This window comes from Pseudomonas sp. PS02290 (assembly GCF_029960075.1).
GTDB lineage: Bacteria > Pseudomonadota > Gammaproteobacteria > Pseudomonadales > Pseudomonadaceae > Aquipseudomonas.
Genome location: NZ_JASCOY010000005.1, coordinates 108920 through 126165, shown reverse-complemented (window position 1 = coordinate 126165; position 17246 = coordinate 108920). Strand labels below are relative to the sequence as shown.

Genomic DNA, 17246 nt, shown 5'->3' with positions numbered 1-17246 from the left:
CGTAAATAGACAGCAATTTCCGAACCAAACAAACGAACGCGCGTTTTAAATGTACGGAGTTGTCGCAATGATGACTTAGAGCCATCTTTTGTCTTTTTTTGAGGCCCCGCAGGCACCGGCAGAGTAGCCGCATCCCGTTGAGAGTGGGCGAAAAAGTTGCAGCCTCAAAGGTCTGCAGCGGTGCTTTTAACAGCTGAGGGGAGATTCGAAACGCCTTGTGGGGCGTGCCGTTGAGAGACTGGGGCTTGCAGTGCGCCCTATTTCAGCGCATTCGACACGGGCGCGAGCCGGCCTCGCGCACCGCGACGGTGCTCAGGCCAGCAGGTCCTGAAGCGTCGCCAGGCTGTCGGCTTCGGCAACGGGTTTGTCGAGGCGCCACCGCAGCATCCTCGGGAACCTGACGGCGATGCCGCTTTTGTGCCGTTTCGACAGGGCGATGCCTTCGAAGCCCAGCTCGAATACCAGGGTCGGGGTAACACTTCGGACCGGGCCGAACTTGTCGACGGTGGTCTTGCGGATGATCGCATCGACTTTGCGCATCTCTTCGTCGGTCAGGCCTGAATACGCTTTGGCGAAGGGCACCAATGTCCGTTCGCTGGATTCCGGCGGGCCGTCCCAGACCGCAAATGTGTAGTCGCTATACAGACTGGCGCGGCGGCCGTGCCCGCGTTGGGCGTAGATCAGCACGGCGTCGACGCTGAACGGGTCCATTTTCCACTTCCACCATACGCCCATGTCCTTGGTGCGCCCGACGCCGTACAGCGAATCCCGCGCCTTGAGCATCATGCCTTCCACGCCAAGACTGCGTGACGCCTCTCGCTGGCGGCCGAGGTCGAGCCAGTCTGTGCCGGTCAACACCGGGGATGGCATCAGCACCGGGCTCTGGGCAGTGGCGATGACCTTTTCCAGTTGCGTCCGCCGTTCGTGTTGCGGGCGACTGCGCCAGTCATGGCCTTCCCATTCCAGCAGGTCGTAAGCCAGCACGACGACCGGCACGTCTTCCAGAATCTTCTTGCCGAGGGTTTTGCGGCCGATCCGCTGTTGCAGCAGGGCGAAGGGCTGCACCGACGGCGTCGCTTCGCCGGGCGTGCCTGGGGCAGGGGTGTCCAGAGCGAATTCGCCTTCCTCGGCCTTCTCCGGAGCCGCGGCTTTCCAGACCACGATCTCGCCGTCGATCACCGTGCCGTCGGGCAGGCATTGGGTCAGGCTGTGCAGTTCGGGGAAGCGATCCGTGACCAGTTCTTCGCCCCGCGACCAGATCCACAGTCGACCTTCGCGCTTGACCACCTGGGCGCGAATGCCGTCCCACTTCCATTCCACCTGCCAGTTTTCGGCGGCGCCCAGCAGGTTCTCGAACTGATCGACCGGTTGCTGCAGCGCGTGGGCGAGGAAGAAGGGGTAGGGCTGGCCACCTCGTTGTGCGTGTTCGTCGGCCGATTCTTCGGCGATAAGCTTTAGATAGCCCTCGGCGCTGGGGCGATGGGAAAGATCGGTGTAACCCACCAGCCGCTGGGCAACGCGCTTGCTGTCGATATCGGCCAGCGCGGCGAGGGCGCGGGTCACCAGCAGCTTCGAAACACCGACGCGGAAACTGCCGGTGATCAGCTTCAGGCAGACCATCAGGCTTTGCGGGTCCAGTTGCGACCAGAACGTCGGCAGGCGCTCGAGCAATTCTTCCGGAGGCAGGCCTCGTAGAGGCAGCAGATGGTTTTCCATCCAGCTGGCCAGGCCTTCCTCTGAGCTGTGCTCGGCTTTAGGGAGCAACAGCGACAGGGTTTCCGCCAGATCGCCTACCGCCTGGTAACTCTCCTCGAACAGCCATTCCGGCAGTCCGGACAGCAACAGCGCCTGCTGACGCAACATGCGCGTCGGCACCAGTTGCCGTGGGCGTCCGCCGGACAGGAAGTACACCGCCCACGCGGCGTCTTCGGGGGCGGCATTGCTGAAATAAGCTTTCATGGCCGCCAGTTTGGCGTTGCTGGAGGTGGTGGCGTCCAGGTCGGAATACAGCTCGGCGAAGGCCTTCATGACGAGGCCTCGCCTGTCGATGCAGGTTCGGGTGCGGGTTCGGTCTTGGCCGCTGCGCCGTCCTCTTCGTCGCCGTATTCGGTGGAAAAGCCTTGGGCGTCGAGGCCCAGTTCCCGCAGGTAGCGCACCAGCACGGCCACCGAGCCGTGGGTGACCATCACTCGCTCAGCGCCGGTGTTTTCGATGGCCCAGAGCAAGCCGGGCCAGTCGGCATGGTCCGAGAGGGCGAAGCCGCGATCGACGCCGCGCCGACGTCGGGTGCCGCGCAGCATCATCCAGCCGCTGGCGAAGGCGTCGCTGAATTCGCCGAATCGGCGCATCCAGGTGCTGCCGCCGGCGGATGGCGGTGCGACGATCAGGGCGCTGCGCAAGGCGGGATCGGTTTTTTTGAAGTCACCGGCGTAGTGGGTTTCCGGGATGCGCACGCCGGCTTCGCGGTAGACGCGGTTCAGCGGTTCGACGGCGCCATGGACGAGGATCGGGCCGATGCTGGGGTCGATGCCGTGGAGGATGCGTTGGGCTTTGCCGAATGAATAGGCGAAGAGGACGCTGGCTTTGCCGGCGGCGGCGTTGGCGCGCCACCATTCGTTGATGCCGGCGAAGATTTCCGATTGGGGCTGCCAGCGGTAGATCGGCAGGCCGAATGTGGATTCGGTGATGAAGGTGTGGCAGCGCACGGGTTCGAAGGGTTCGCAGGTGCCGTCGGGTTCGACTTTGTAGTCGCCTGAGGCGACCCAGATTTCGCCCTGGTATTCGAGGCGGACCTGGGCGGAACCGAGGACGTGGCCGGCCGGGTGAAAGCTGAGTTTGACGCCGTGGTGGGTGATGCTTTCGCCGTAGGCGAGGGTCTGAAGGTTGATGTCCTGGCCCAGTCGGGAGCGCAGTATGCCTTCGCCGGGTGCGGCGGCGAGGTAGTGTTCATTGCCGGTGCGGGCGTGGTCGCCGTGGGCGTGGGTGATGACGGAGCGTTCGACCGGGCGCCACGGATCGATGTAGAAATCACCGGGCGGGCAGTAGAGGCCTTCGGGGCGGGCAATGACGAGATCCATGGTTTGACCGGGTTTGGGGACTTGTCAGGTAGAGCGGTGGCGGGGCGCAGAAGTTCGGGGTTTTGAAGCAAGATCAGGATCAAGATCAAGATCAAGAGCGTCGGCCTAACGGCTCGACTGTTTCGCCTTCGGCGAGTTACTTGGAAAAGCACCCCAAGTAACCAAGGGTGCTTGCTCTCGGTTTGGCCCTTCGTTCCTCAGGGTTCCTTCACTCCGGTCTCGCTCCGTGGGCCCGCCGTCATCCGCCATCCATGGCGGGGGGCGGCTCTCGCGGCATCCATGCCGCTCGGCCCACTCCGCGAGACCTGCGTTCAGCCTGCACCAAAGTCGCGATTTGTGGTGTCTGGACTTTTTGCGTACGAAGATCAAAAGCGGATCAAAAGCAGATCAAAAGCTTCCCGGCTGAAGCCGGTCCTACGGCGCCGCAGGTCCTGCTGACCACACGTGCTGCTTTTCGTAGGACCGGCTTTAGCCGGGAAGGGGCCATTTCAGGCGCCACTTCTTTGATCGTTCCCACGCTCTGCGTGGGAATGCATCCCGAGACGCTCCGCGTCATCCCGGATCGCTCGACCATTTACTTTCCGGGCGTCAGCGTCAGGCGTTGTTTGCCGTAGGCTTTTTCGAAGTTTTCCGGTTGCATCGGCACGGACATGTACAGGCCTTTCATCCAGGGGGCGATGCCGTTGGCGTTGTATGGGCTCGCGGGGTTGCCGGATTGGCCCGCGGCGTTTTGCGCCATCATCGGTTCTTGTTGGGCGAAGTCGACGATGATGCGCATGGCCGGGACAACAGCGGCGTTGAAGTCCTGGCCCCAGTGGAAGCCCGAGGCGTTGAGCGTGGTGTGGTCGCCGCCGGTGGCGATCGGGCCTTTGGTCACGCTTGCCTTGCTGCCGCCCAGCGCAGCGCTGAGTTGGGCGCTTTGGGCGGTCCAGGTGGTCTGGTGCAACTTGCCCCACTGCCAGGCCTTGTGATCGGCGCCCAGCTGGCTTTCGCCAACGGTGATGGCGGCGGCCAGGCTGCGGGCGAGGATGGCGGGTTTGTCTTCTTTTTGCGGCGTTTTGACGTCGTCCCAATACGGACTGTCTTCGCGGCCCAGCAGGTGATCGGCCTGGGGCGAGTAGGACAGGTCCGCGCTTTGCACCAGCGCTTTCCAGGCAGGGCTGGTTTCCGGGCCGAGTTCATCGAGGAAGGTCTGGCGTGCGCTTTCTTGCAGGAACAGTTCGTAAATCGCCGCATCTGCCGAACCGGGCGACAGTCTGCCGTCGAACGCCATCAGGCGGTTCAACGCTTCGCGGGCTTTGTCGCGCTCTGGCGCGGGCAGGGCGTCGATGGCCTGTTTCAGCGGCGCTGACATGCCGGGCTCGGAGAACATTTTCTTCAGTTTGGCGGCGAAGGTCGTGGTCTGGTCGTATTGCATGGCGACGGTGCTGCGGGTGTCCTGCTTGCCGGCATTGGCCAGTTCGGCGATGCGTTCGGCGCGCTCCGGGTAGTCCCAGGAATTGGACAGCTGCATGCCATAGCCTTTTGGCACGGTGCGCTGGTTGGCAGTGACGATCCAGCCTTGCTGCGAATCCTGATCGTACGGGTGCAGCATCGCGTCGGCATAGCCGTCCCAGTCGAACCGGCCATCCCAGCCCGGCGAAGGAATCAGACCGAGTCCGTCGCGGCGGTTCGGGTATTTGCCGGTCACTTGCCAACCGGTGTTCGACGCATCGGCGAACACCATGTTCAGGGTGATGGCGCGGATTTCCCGAGTGGTGTCGAAGGCTCGCTGCACGTTTTGCGCCCGGGTCAGATCGAAGAGGGCGTCGAGGGTTTTGTCGTCCTTGGCATCCGGCGTCTGCAGTGCGATGCCCAGGCCGCTGGCCAGTTGCGCGGAACTCGCGTTGAGCAGCGGGCCATGACGGGTTTCGTAGGCGGGCTCGCGCACCGGGCTCTGGCCTTTGACGAAGTAGGTTTCCTCATGGGCGCCCGCCGCGACCCATTTGCCGTCGGCCATGACCATCAGGCGATTGTTTTCGCGCTTGAGCTTCTCCAGAAACAGGTCCTGGTTGTCGCCCATCGCCGGGCCCATGCCCCAGGCCAGTTTGCTGTTGAAGCCGGACAAAACCAGCGGCAAGCCCGCAACGGTCGCGCCTGCAGCCTGGTATTTCGGCGAGCGGATCTGCACGAAACTCCACATCGACGGCAGTGTCGGCGCCAACTGGCTGTCGGTGGCCAGCAGGCTCTTGCCGGCGCGGGCGCGCTGAGGCGAGATCACCCAGTTGTTCGACGCCGAAACGCCCAGCAGGTTGAGGTCCGAAAGCTGCAGCGCCGCTTTGTCCAGATCGCTCAGCCCCGGCAGTTGGCTGCCCAGGTTCAGGCCTTTGAGCTTGTCGGCTTCAGCGAACGGCAACGCTTCGTCGGGGTAGGTCGGCAGCAGCCAGGCCAGCTTGTCCGCGCCGACTTTCTGCGCCAGCACCAGCGAGGAAATCTCCTCCTGCAGGTTCACCGACAGGCTGAAGTTGAGCAGGCTGAAGATCAGCGCCGAGTCTTCGGGCTTCCAGTATTCAGGCTTGTAACCCGAATCAGCGAGGTCAGTCGGCAGTTTGTCGCGGTAGCGGAACAGGTAAGCGTTGACGCCGCGCGCGTACACCTCGAAGAAGCGTTTCAGGCGCGGCGACGAAGCGGCATACAACTGGCCGGCGGTCTGCTTGAGGCTGGCGGCGCGCATCATGCGGTCGAGATCGAGGGCGCCCGGCCCTGCGATTTCCGACAGTCGGCCCTGGGCGAGCAGGCGCATTTGCATCATTTGCGTAATCCGATCGCTGGCGTGGACATACCCGAGGGTAAACAGCGCGTCATGGAACGTACTGCTTTCTATCAGCGGCATGCCCAGATTGTTGCGGCGAATGGAAACGTTCTGCGCAAGCCCTTTAATGGCAAACACCCCGCTGGCAGGCGGCAGGCTGTCGCGGTCTTCACCGCCCAGCTGGCAACCGGCCAGGCTCAAAAGTCCAATCATGGCAGCGGCCGCGCTCATGCGCGTCTTCAAAGTTGAAAGGGCTGGCGAGGCCATGATGGAGCTCCTGCGGGGGTGGACGTAGAAAAGGCGCTACGTTAGAGAGCAGGCGGGCGTCACGCAAGCAGGGGGAGGGAGTTTATTTTCGGGTTTCAGAGGGGACATCAGCGCGTCCCCCTGAACACTGTCGACCCTGGGATTACGGCTTCGGGGGATTGATCTTGTCCACCAGTGCGTAGGCCCGCTTCACCGCATCGCGATTGGCCACCGCGTCAAACCAGCGCTTCAAGTGCGGGAAGTCATCCAGGTTCTGCTCCTGAAACGTATGAGGCACGATCCACGGGTAAATCGCCATGTCTGCGATGCCGTAGTCCTCGCCCGCAACGAATGTGCGATCGGCCAGACGCTCGTTCAACACGCCGTACAAGCGCGCGGTTTCGTCGACGTAGCGCTTGATCGCGTACGGAATCTTCTCTTTAGCGAACCGGTTGAAATGGTGATTCTGGCCGGCCATCGGTCCCAGGCCACCCATTTGCCAGAACAGCCATTGCAGGGTTTCCTGCCGGCCGCGCAGGTCTGTCGCAATGAACCGGCCGGTCTTCTCGGCCAGGTACAGCAGGATCGCGCCGGACTCGAACAGGCTCAGCGGTCCGCCGCCGTCAGCAGGCTGGTGGTCGACGATGGCTGGAATTTTGTTGTTGGGGGATATCTTCAGAAAATCGGATTCGAACTGCTCGTTCGCGCCGATGTTGACCGGGAAAATGGTGTACGGCAGGCCCGCTTCTTCGAGGAAAATCGAAACTTTGTGGCCGTTGGGGGTGGTCCAGTAGTGCAGATCGATCATTGCGCGCTCCAGGTGAAGTCATCACGACTGCCATTAAGGCTGCACCTGTTTTACGCCTTCAAACGTCCGCCGCACAAATGAAAACGGCCTGAAGATCAGGCCGTGGAAGGAGCCGGGTGCGTTACGCGCCGTGGCACTTCTTGAATTTTTTCTCGCTGCCGCACGGGCAAGGGTCGTTGCGGCCGACATCCTTGAGCGTGTTGCGGACCGGCTCTTGAGGTGCGTGGCCGCAATGCGGGCCGTGCACGTGGCCATGGTCATGATGGTGATCGTGATGGTCGTGATCGTGGTCACAATCGGGACCGTGCACGTGGGCTTGCTGGTTCATGGGGTTACTCCGGAATCAAATCGCCGGGGATTATGTCGCCATTGCGCCCGATGCGCACGCTGTGTCCGAATAAAAATCCGGTCTTGAGCTTGCCTTCCAACCGGTAATGCACCGGCTGATTGGCTTTGCCGAGCACCTTGGAGATGTCCTTGAGGTGCTCCCACAGATTGGTGCGGATCGGCACGGAGAAGTTTTTGTGGCTGTTAGCTTTGACGATGAACCAGTCGCTGTAGACGCCTTCGCTGAGCAACATGTCGTTGAGCAGGATCTTGTAGCGCAGGCCGCGGACCAGCAGGCTGGAATCGTTGGGGTTGTCGACCCGAAAGCGCAGCTTGAAGTCCTGACGCAGCAACTTGGCCTTGACCACCTCAACTTTGAGCAGCTTGACGTCGGGGTCTTCGAAGCCGCCGGTTATCCAGGTTGAGCAGCCCGACAGCGCCAGGAGCGCGAAGAGGCCTGCGATTCTGAGGACGTGTGCTGCAAACATCATGGGTCGCTCCCTTTGTGTCCGGTCTGATAGGCCCGGTCTGACCGCCACTGCACGTGACTCGCCGTTCTCCACAGCCTGCGCCATACTCGCGCCATGTGTCGAAGGAGTATTGACCATGAAACTCTACGAAATCGTGTTTTCCGGCCAACTGGTGCCCGGCGCGCAGCCGGATCTGGTCAAGGCCAACCTGGCAAAGCTGTTCCAGGCGGACGCTCAGCGCATCGCGTTATTGTTCTCCGGCCGTCGGCTGGTCCTGAAAAACAACCTCGATGAGACGGCCGCCGAAAAGTACCGCTCGACCCTCGAACGTGCCGGAGCCATGGCCCAGGTCGTGCCCATGGCGCACGTCGTGGAGGCCCCTGTTGCAGAAGCGCCGGCCCAGGTTGAAGTAGAAGAGGTCGAACTGGCTCCGCCGCCGGACGAGCCGAGCTGGACCCGCAAGCCCTCAAGCCTGACGGCTCCGCCCAACGACGCCACGCCGACGCGCAAAGCCAGTGTCAAGCCGCGTGATGTTTACATGGCTGCGTTTGTGGACGTCGAGGCGCCTGACTACACGCTCTCCGAGCCGGGCGAGGACGTGCAGGATCCGAGAATGCCGACGCGTGCGCCGCAGTTGGACCTGTCCGGCTTGAGCCTGGCCCCGGCGGGCGCTGATCTGTGTCAGGACAAGCCGGTTGAGCACGTGCTGGTGCCGGACGTTTCCCACATCCGCCTGGCCTGAGGACTGCCTGTCACAGAGGTTACTGGCGTTGCCGCTGACAGGTCAGGCGAGATAAGCCGAACAGCACTTCTTGAATTTTTGCCGGCTGCCGCAGGGGCAGGCGTCGTTACGACCGGCTTTGAGCGAGACCGTCGGGTCGATGAAATACCAGCGTCCCTCATGCTGCACGAACGCCGAGCGCTCGCGATGACAATGCTCGCCCTCGGCATCGTGCCAGCGGGCGCTAAAGGTCACGAACGCGTGTTCTGGCTGGCCGCCGATCAACTCGGCGCCTTCCACTTCCAGGCCCAGCCAAGTGCTCTGGGCGCTCCACTGGCTGATGGCATCTCGGTTCAGCCCGGGCTGCTGCGCCGGCAATGTGGTGTCCAACAGATAGTCCACCAATCCCAGCACATAAGCGCTGTAGCGCGAACGCATCAGCGCTTCGGCGCAAGGGGCAGGCTGACCGGCGTGATAGCGGCCGCAGCAACCGTCGAGAAGATTGCCGCTGCCGCAGGGGCAAATTGCGCTGCTCATGATGCGTCTCTCACCACCAGTACTTGCCGTAATTCTCCGGATTGGCCCAGAACTTCGCGTTCAGCCAGTCCGGCACCTGTTTGTATTCCCGCAGATCGTAGGTGAACAGCGTGAGCACTTGTTCATCCCGGGAAAACCGTTCACTGGCCTGGAGTGCCAGCGAGTAGAAATCAGTGGATTGCCAGCCGCAGGCATCAAGGTCGGCCAGCACGGCGATCCGGCTGGCATTGAGGTTGCGGATTCCGCCTAACAGCTCCAGCCCCGCACGCTTGGGTATGTGCTCCAGACAGTCCACCACCAGCGCCAGATCAAAACGCTGCCCGGCCAGATCGGCGGGCAAAAGGCCCGGTGCCGCCTGGGCCAGTTCGGTTTGCGGATGCGCTTCGCGAAAAGCCTGCAACGCCGGAAATTCCCCGGCGCCCACCAGCAGCAAACGCTTCGGCGCATAAAGGTCGAGCAGGGCGGCGAGGGCCTGTTGCGGCGTGCGGCTGGAGAAGCGATCAGTCATTGGAGTTCCTCGGTCAGGCGGGCAAGGGTAGCGCGCTGAACTTCGATGGCCTAGTGCTTGAACTTTTTCATTTCGCGATATGACAAAGCGTACGGAGTGAAGGCAAAAGGCTATTCCCCAAAGAAGAGTCCGAATTGTGCGGTGAAATCCCGTAAACCCCTGAAATGGGGGTGGCGAACGGCCCCACACGCGTCTTTACTGCATTTCAGTCGGTTTTAGCCGATACCAAAGGAGAAGAACTGTATGAGCATGATTCGGACAGCGTTACCTCTGATTTTGGTTACCAGTGTATTGACGGGCTGTGCGGGCCTGCAAAAGACCGACTGGCCACTGTGTGCGGCCGGCGGCGCGCTGACTGGCGCGGCGATCGGCGCCTTCCAGACCGCCTCGGTGGCGGCAGGCTTCGGTGGTGCGGTGGGCGTGATGGCCGGCGCGTATTGCTGGGCTCACGGGGATGGTGATGATGACGGCGACGGCGTCCTCAACAGCAAGGACAAATGCCCGAACACGCCGAAAGGCACCCCGGTCGATGCGACCGGTTGCCTGATCGTGACACCTGCGCCTGAGCCAGTTGCTGCTCCGGTGGTGCTGCCGAAAGAAGAAATCATCACCATTCGTGACGTGCACTTCGAGTTCAACAAAGCCACGCTGACACCGGGTGACAAACAGCAGCTGGACATGGTTGCGACCAAACTCAAAACCGAAGCCCCGAACGTGCAACTCCACGTCAGCGGCCACACCGACAGCGTAGGCAGCGATGCGTACAACCAGAAACTGTCGCAAAAACGCGCGCAATCGGTGACCGACTACCTCGTCAGCGCCGGCATCCCGCGTGCCTCGTTCGTGTCCGTTGAAGGTGATGGCGAAGCGCGCCCTGTGGCCGACAACAAAACCGCCGACGGCCGAGCGCTGAACCGCCGCGTCGAGATCAAAATCAACCGTTGAGACAAGGTTGATGCTTCGAAGGAAGCCCCGGTGTGAAAGCCGGGGCTTTTCTATTTCTTGAATTCGGTTTCATGTTCAAAAAAACATTGTCCAGACCGGCCCCTTCCCGGCTAAAGCCGGTCCCACTAACAGCCGCGCGTGCATTCAGTGGGACCGGCTTCAGCCGGGAAGCCTTTGATCCGCTCTTGATCTGCTTTTTGATCTTCATACACAAAAGGCTCAAACACTGCAGAACGCGACTTGGGTGCAGGCTGAACGCGAGCAACTTTTGAAACCTGCCTCTGGCATAGTCCCCCGCCTCACCGTACTGTGCGCAAACCGTTTTCACCGCACAAAACCAAAAACAGCAGAGGCACCACATGAGTGTGATTTGGGGAACAGGGAAAGTACTGACAACAGCATTCTGGCTACTGATAATCACCAGCCTCACCATCGCCATGCCACACCCCTTCGACCTGCTGTTCAAACTGGCTGGCGGCCTATTGCTGCTCACCCACATCATCGAACTGATCAGCTACAACGCCAGCCTGCGCGGCCGCCCCCATCCCTGGCGCGATCGCCTCCAGATTCTGCTCTTCGGCCTATTTCACCTGAACACATTCAAACGCCCACGGGCGGAGGTACACCATGCGTAACGCGATGCTGATGACGGCAGGCCTGCTGTCCGCCCTGACCAGCCCCTGGATCATGGCCCAGACCATCTCCGTCGAAACCCACTCGCTCATGCGCCTGCCCTCCAAAACCAGCGTATTGCAACTGGACCGACTCGAAGTCGCCGACTACGGCACCCTGCTGATCCCGGCCGGCCTTACCGAAGTCAACGTCGGCCAACTTGTCATGGGCCATGAATCACGCATCGCCATCGTCCCGAGCGGCGAGGCGTTCAGCCTGCAGGTCAAACAGGCCGACCTCGGCAGCGGCGCCGAAATCACCGCGCGGGGCGCCCCGGGCACCTTCGAAAAACCGCCGACCCCAGGCCGCAACCTCAACCTGCGGATCGAACAACTCAACGCTGACCAGCTCTTCGTCGACGCACGCGGTGGTGCGGGCTCGCCCGGTTACGTCGGCCTTGACGGCGGCAACGGCATCGATCCGGGCTGCACATGGGGTTCCGCCAGTCGCGGGATCGACGGCGACAATGGCGGCAACGGCCGTGACGGCGCGCCGGGTGCGCTCGTTCGTCTAGAGCTGCCAGCGACCTTCGGCAATGACCGCATCAAGGTCAACGTCCAGGGCGGTGCCGGTGGTATCGGCGGAGACGGCGGTCGCGGCGGTAAAGGCGGCGCGTCCAAAGGCTGCGTGGTCTATCGCGCTGACGGCGCCAAGTCCGGCAAGAACGGCGACAAGGGCCAGTCCGGCGCAGCAGGGCCAACGGGCGCTATCGTGGTTCGTAACTTATAAGCCCAATAGCCCACAGGCGTTATATACCGTCCAGACGGCTCTCTTTCGTGGAGCCGACACGGTTCATGTGGGAGTGAGCTTGCTCACGAAGACGGCCTTTCAGCCGCCGGATATCCAGCGGGTGGACCGCCTTTTCGCGAGCAGCTCTTCCCCAACTCTCAAAGCATTGGCCTGATGGCAGCGATCGCCACAACGGCCACCCCCACCATCAGATTGATCCCCATCAGACGCCGCATCCCGCCCAGCGCAGCGGCACCCTCAGCCCATTGCTCGGCGAGCACAGCCTTGCGCAACTGCGGCAGGTTCAGCGTCGAAACGCGCAGAAACAGCGCCACCATCACCACATACAGACCCATCATCACCTGCACATAGCGTGGCGCGGTCTGAAAGCCGCTGAAGTTGACGTTGATCATGCCAATGCCGGTCACCGCAAGCATGATCACCGCGCACCAGACCCATACGAAGAATCGCGGCAGCACCTGCAGCCACAGCTTCAACCGGGCCGGGCCTTCAAGGGCCGCGATGACCGCCGGTCGAAGAATCATCCAGGCGAAAAACATGCCTCCTACCCACACAATCGCTGCTAACACATGCAAGGCGTAGACAAAGGCTACAGGTGACATCGAGAACTCCGATCTGCGCAGAAAGAATTAGCGCGGTATGATAGCCGCCCGCTGCGACTACTGAAGATATATCCAGCGGTTTTCGTGTTTTCATTCAGCACCCGTGACGCCGAGCCAACGACCCAGCCCATGATCAGCACCGAACTCAAATCCCAGATTCAGGGCGCCTACTCGCGTTTCCTCGAAGCCAAGAGCCTCAAGCCTCGTTACGGCCAGCGCCTGATGATCGCTGAAGTGGCGAAGGTGCTGGGCGACGTCGACACCGACGAAGAAGGCCGCCGTTCGGGTGATCCCGCCGTGGTAGCGGTCGAGGCGGGGACGGGCACCGGCAAGACCGTGGCCTACGCCATCGCGGCCATTCCGACCGCCAAGGCCGCTGGCAAGCGCCTGGTCATCGCCACCGCGACCGTCGCGCTGCAAGAACAGATCGTCTACAAAGACCTGCCCGACCTGATGCGCAACAGCGGCTTGAACTTCACGTTCGCGCTGGCCAAGGGCCGTGGCCGCTACATGTGCCTGTCCAAGCTCGACATGCTGCTGCAGGAAGGCGACGCCCAGAGCGCGACCGCGCAGCTGTTCGAAGAAGAAGGCTTCAAGATCGAAGTGGATGAGGCCAGCCAGAAGCTCTTCACGACCATGATCGAAAAGCTCGCCGGCAACAAATGGGACGGCGACCGCGACAGCTGGCCCCAGGAACTGGCCGATCAGGACTGGGCGCGCCTGACCACCGATCACAGCCAGTGCACCAACCGCCATTGCCCGAACTTCCAGCAGTGCGCCTTTTACAAAGCCCGCGAGGGCATGGGCAAAGTCGACGTCATCGTCACCAACCACGACATGGTCCTGGCCGACCTGGCGCTGGGCGGCGGTGCGGTCCTGCCCGATCCTCGCGACACTCTGTATGTCTTCGACGAAGGCCATCACCTGCCAGACAAGGCGATCGGCCACTTTGCCCATTTCAGTCGCCTGCGCTCCACCGCTGACTGGCTGGAGCAAACCGCCAAGAACCTCACCAAATTGCTCGCCCAGCACCCGCTGCCGGGCGACTTGGGCAAACTGATCGAACAGGTCCCCGAGCTGGCCCGGGAGATCAAGACCCAGCAGCAATTCATGTTCACCGCGTGCGAGCAACTGGCCGACTTCAAGCAAGGCGAAGACATGGAAGGCCGCGAGCGTCCGCGCCATCGCTTCGTCGGCGGCGTGGTCCCCGAACACATGCGCGAGATGGGCATCGAGCTGAAAAAAGGCTTCGCCCGGCTCGACGACTTGTTCACGCGCCTGACCGAGCTGCTTAAAGAGGGCATGGACGGCGAGGTCAACATCGGCATCGCCAGCCATCAGGCGGAAGAGTGGTACCCGCTGTTCGGCAGCTTGCTGGCCCGCGCCCATGGCAACTGGGAATTGTGGACCGCCTTCACCGCTGAAGACCCGGAAAACAGCCCGCCCATGGCGCGCTGGCTGACCCTGGCCGACAGCGGCTCGCTGTTCGACATCGAGGTCAACGCCAGCCCGATCCTCGCCGCCGAAATGTTGCGCCGCAACCTGTGGAATGTGGCCTACGGCGCGCTGGTGACCTCGGCCACCCTGACCGCGCTGGGCAAGTTCGACCGTTTCCGCATGCGCGCCGGGTTGCCAAAAGACGCCGTTACTGCGGTGGTGCCGAGTCCGTTCCACCATGCCGACGCCGGCGTGTTGCGCGTGCCGGACCTCAAGGCCGACCCTCGCAACGCGGCCGAACATACGGCGGCCATCATCCGTGAACTGCCGAATCTCGTCGAAGGCTCCAAAGGCACGCTGGTGCTGTTCTCGTCGCGCAAACAGATGCAGGAAGTGTTCGACGGGCTGGAGCGGGACTGGCGCAAGCGGGTGTTCATCCAGGGCAACCTGTCCAAGCAGGAAACCCTGAACAAGCACAAGGCGCGGGTCGACGGTGGCGATGAAAGCGTTCTGTTCGGGCTGGCCAGCTTCGCTGAAGGGGTCGACCTTCCCGGCGCTTACTGCGAGCACGTCGTCATCGCCAAAATTCCCTTCGCCGTGCCGGATGATCCGGTCGAAGCCGCACTGGCGGAGTGGATCGAAGCGCGAGGCGGCAATCCGTTCATGGAAATCGCCGTTCCCGACGCCTCGCTGCGCCTGATCCAGGCCTGCGGTCGTCTGCTGCGCACCGAACAGGACCGCGGCATCATCACGCTGCTGGATCGCCGGGTCGTAACCCAGCGCTATGGCAAAGCCATCCTCAATGCACTGCCGCCATTCCGGCGCGAAATTTCCTGAACCCGTGTTGCAAATGAAACACGGTTGACCGGGTCTTATTCCTGGTCCGTCCGGATGCGCGCGACCTCTGTCGTGCTCCGGGCCTCAGATGATCAAGGAGCTTCCGATCACATGATTCGCCGTTCACTGTCCGCCATCATTGCCACGCTGTGCGCCGGCATGGCCCACGCCGCGCCTGACGTGCAGCAGACGCTGTTCAATTTCGTGCGGCCCGCCGACGTGGTGAAGGTCACGACCCAGGATGCCGGGTTTCCCCAGGCGAACGCCGAACAGACCGCCGAAGGCGAAGTGCTGCGCCGGGTGGTCTTCAATCCGGTCGCAAAACCCAGCCTGCAACTGACCCCGCAGACCGGCGTCTGGGACTGGAGCCACGACAGCGCCATGACCTTGCGCCTGCAAAGCGCGATGGATTGGGCGTTGACGGTGTACGTGCAGATCGAAAGCCGCGACGGCAAAATCCTCACCAGCCGCATCGACCTGCCGGCCGGCCCGGCGCAAACCCTGGTGCTGCCGCTCAAGGCCAGTTCGCCGATGACCCAGGGTATGCGCGCCGGCCCACCGATGCCATGGATGTACGAAGGGCAGCGCGTGTTGCTGGCCAACACCGAAGGTGAGCTGAACAGCGCTGAAGTTTCGTCGGTCACCGTGTCGATGTCTCAACCCAATGTTGCCCAGTCCGTCTTGATCGAGAAGTTCGGCGTGCAAGAGGGCGACGCGCTGCAAACCGCGGCCTACAGCAACCTGGTCGACGGCTACGGTCAGTTCACCCGGGGCAAGTGGCCGGAGAAGGTCACCAGCGACGACCAGCTCAAGACATTGGCGGCCAAGGAACAGCAACAGCTGCAAACCTGGCTGAAAGACCGCCCGGCCCACGACAAATACGGTGGTTTGCTCAGCGGCCCGTCCTTCGAAGCGAAGGGCTTTTTCCGCACCGAGAAGCGCGACGATCGCTGGTATCTGGTGACGCCGGAAGGCCATCCGTTCTACTCGCTGGGGGTAAACGCCGTCTCCGCTGACGACAGCCAGACCTACGTCGAAGGCCGCGAAGCCATGTTCACCGGCCTGCCCGGCAGTGACGATCCGCTCGCCGTGTTCTACGGCAAGGGCGATGACAACCGCGAGACGGGGGCCAACCGCAACCGTCAATTCGATCAGGGCCGCTGGTTCGATTTCTATGGCGCCAACCTGCAACGCACGTACGGCGTGCCCAAGTGCGTGGAAGTCTCAAAGCCGGTCGAGCCGGCTGACGACGAAGACGAAAGCCCGGCTGCCACTCCTGCAACGACCGTATCCACTGGCGACAGCTCTGCCGAGCAGAGCGCGCCGGCGCCTCAGCCGGAAAAGCCCGCTACGCCCGCGCCTGCCATTGAATGCAAGCCGGTGATCGTGGACAGCAAACGCTGGGTTGATCACACCCTGCAACGCTTGCAGGCCTGGGGCTTCAACACCGTTGGCAACTGGAGCGATTCGTCGCTGCAGAACCTGGAAAGCAGTAAAAAAGACCGCGTGCCCTACACGCTGCCGCTGTCCATCGTGGGCGACTACGTGAGCATCAGCACCGGTCTGGATTGGTGGGGCGGCATGCCTGACCCGTTCGATCCGCGCTTCGCCATGGCCACCGAACGGGCCGTTGCCATCGCTGCACGCGACCATCGCGATGATCCGTACCTGATCGGTTACTTCGCGGATAACGAATTGGCCTGGGCGGCGCCGGGCAACGATCCGAAGGATCGCTACGCATTGGCCTACGGCACGCTGAAGTTGACCACCGATGTGCCAGCCAAGCGCGCGTTTCTCAAGCAGTTGCGCGACAAGTACCGCAACGAAGAAGGGCTGTCCAAGGCGTGGGGCATCCATCTTGCCGCGTGGGAGTTGATGGAAGACCCGGGGTTCGAGCCGCCGGTGCCCAGCGCAGAGCACCCGGAGATCGAAAACGACTTCCGGTATTTCCAGCGCGTGTTCGCCGAGACCTATTTCAAGACCATTTCCGACGCGCTCAAGTGGCATGCGCCCAACCATCTGCTGCTTGGTGGCCGCTTTGGCGTCACCAGTCCCGAGGCGGTTGAAGCCTGCGCCAAGTTCTGCGACGTGCTGAGCTTCAACGTCTACACCCTTAAACCCCAGGACGGCGTGGACTTCGCGAAACTGCGCGTGCTCGACAAGCCTGTGATGGTCACCGAGTTTCACTTCGGCTCCCGTGATCGCGGGCCGTTCTGGGGCGGGGTGCTCGAAGTGCCCCGTGAGGAAGATCGCGGCCCGGCGTACGCCAATTTCCTGAAGAGCGCGCTGGCCGAGCCGTCCACCATCGGCGTGCACTGGTTCCAGTATCTGGATCAGCCTGTCACCGGCCGCTTGCTCGATGGCGAGAACGGCCATCTCGGGCTGGTGGGCATCACCGACGTGCCGTACCAGGGCTTTGTCGACGCGGTGCGCAAGGCCAACGGACAGGTCGTGGATGTGATCGGCAAGCGCCCTTAACCGGGCGGTTCCCAAAGCGTTCAATCGCTGGAACAATGTT

General features: G+C 62.3%; 15 protein-coding genes. 6 read left to right on the top strand and 9 right to left on the bottom strand.

Annotation, left to right across the window (positions count from 1 at the left end; translation table 11 throughout):
* Positions 1 to 312: 312 nt before the first annotated feature.
* The 6 genes from QMX88_RS04960 to QMX88_RS04935 form a co-directional block, all read right to left on the bottom strand.
* Positions 313 to 2028, bottom strand: coding sequence for an ATP-dependent DNA ligase (locus tag QMX88_RS04960; protein WP_282366875.1), 1716 nt, complete (start codon positions 2026 to 2028; stop codon positions 313 to 315).
* Entirely contained in the window at positions 2025 to 3077 is a 1053-nt protein-coding gene (locus QMX88_RS04955) for a ligase-associated DNA damage response exonuclease (protein WP_282366873.1), read from the bottom strand. The genes QMX88_RS04960 and QMX88_RS04955 overlap by 4 nt, the downstream gene beginning before the upstream one ends.
* 574 nt (positions 3078 to 3651) lie before the next feature.
* A complete protein-coding gene (locus QMX88_RS04950; protein WP_282366871.1) occupies positions 3652 to 6135 on the bottom strand; it encodes a penicillin acylase family protein in 2484 nt (827 codons plus the stop codon).
* Positions 6136 to 6277: 142 nt separating this feature from the next.
* Positions 6278 to 6922 carry a glutathione binding-like protein gene (locus QMX88_RS04945; protein ID WP_282366869.1) on the bottom strand — a complete coding sequence of 215 codons (645 nt, stop codon included), beginning with the start codon at positions 6920 to 6922 and terminating at the stop codon, positions 6278 to 6280.
* Positions 6923 to 7043: 121 nt separating this feature from the next.
* Positions 7044 to 7250, bottom strand: a complete 207-nt coding sequence (locus tag QMX88_RS04940) for an SEC-C metal-binding domain-containing protein (protein WP_065992586.1) — start codon at positions 7248 to 7250, stop codon at positions 7044 to 7046.
* Positions 7251 to 7254: 4 nt separating this feature from the next.
* Entirely contained in the window at positions 7255 to 7740 is a 486-nt protein-coding gene (locus QMX88_RS04935) for an LEA type 2 family protein (protein WP_065992587.1), read from the bottom strand.
* A gap of 115 nt (positions 7741 to 7855) precedes the next feature.
* Between QMX88_RS04935 and QMX88_RS04930 the strand changes: the two genes are divergently transcribed.
* Complete coding sequence (locus QMX88_RS04930; RefSeq protein WP_282366863.1) at positions 7856 to 8461, top strand: hypothetical protein; 606 nt, start codon at positions 7856 to 7858, stop codon at positions 8459 to 8461.
* A gap of 42 nt (positions 8462 to 8503) precedes the next feature.
* Here QMX88_RS04930 and QMX88_RS04925 read toward each other — a convergent pair whose 3' ends face one another.
* Both QMX88_RS04925 and QMX88_RS04920 read right to left on the bottom strand, forming a co-directional pair.
* Positions 8504 to 8977 (bottom strand): YchJ family protein, encoded by a 474-nt coding sequence (locus tag QMX88_RS04925; RefSeq protein WP_282366862.1) that lies wholly within the window; start codon positions 8975 to 8977, stop codon positions 8504 to 8506.
* A gap of 10 nt (positions 8978 to 8987) precedes the next feature.
* The gene (locus tag QMX88_RS04920; protein WP_282366861.1) at positions 8988 to 9485 is read right to left on the bottom strand and encodes a DUF6231 family protein; all 498 of its coding nucleotides are present in this window, start codon (positions 9483 to 9485) and stop codon (positions 8988 to 8990) included.
* Between the two features lie 243 nt (positions 9486 to 9728).
* Here QMX88_RS04920 and QMX88_RS04915 point away from each other — a divergent pair, with 243 nt between their 5' ends.
* From QMX88_RS04915 to QMX88_RS04905, 3 genes are all read left to right on the top strand, one after another.
* Entirely contained in the window at positions 9729 to 10430 is a 702-nt protein-coding gene (locus QMX88_RS04915; RefSeq protein ID WP_282366860.1) for an OmpA family protein, read from the top strand.
* Positions 10431 to 10789: 359 nt separating this feature from the next.
* Positions 10790 to 11065 (top strand): DUF1145 domain-containing protein, encoded by a 276-nt coding sequence (locus tag QMX88_RS04910; RefSeq protein ID WP_282366859.1) that lies wholly within the window; start codon positions 10790 to 10792, stop codon positions 11063 to 11065.
* Positions 11058 to 11831 carry a collagen-like protein gene (locus tag QMX88_RS04905; protein ID WP_282366857.1) on the top strand — a complete coding sequence of 258 codons (774 nt, stop codon included), beginning with the start codon at positions 11058 to 11060 and terminating at the stop codon, positions 11829 to 11831. Before QMX88_RS04910 ends, QMX88_RS04905 begins: the two co-directional genes overlap by 8 nt.
* Before the next feature lie 158 nt (positions 11832 to 11989).
* On the opposite strand, the gene QMX88_RS04900 is transcribed toward QMX88_RS04905, so the two are convergent.
* Positions 11990 to 12454, bottom strand: coding sequence for a CopD family protein (locus tag QMX88_RS04900; RefSeq protein WP_192171564.1), 465 nt, complete (start codon positions 12452 to 12454; stop codon positions 11990 to 11992).
* Between the two features lie 129 nt (positions 12455 to 12583).
* On the opposite strand from QMX88_RS04900, the gene dinG reads away from it, so the two are divergent.
* Entirely contained in the window at positions 12584 to 14728 is a 2145-nt protein-coding gene (dinG, locus tag QMX88_RS04895) for an ATP-dependent DNA helicase DinG (protein ID WP_065992603.1), read from the top strand.
* A gap of 111 nt (positions 14729 to 14839) precedes the next feature.
* Positions 14840 to 17206, top strand: coding sequence for a beta-galactosidase (locus QMX88_RS04890; RefSeq protein WP_282366853.1), 2367 nt, complete (start codon positions 14840 to 14842; stop codon positions 17204 to 17206).
* The last annotated feature ends 40 nt before the right edge of the window (positions 17207 to 17246 follow it).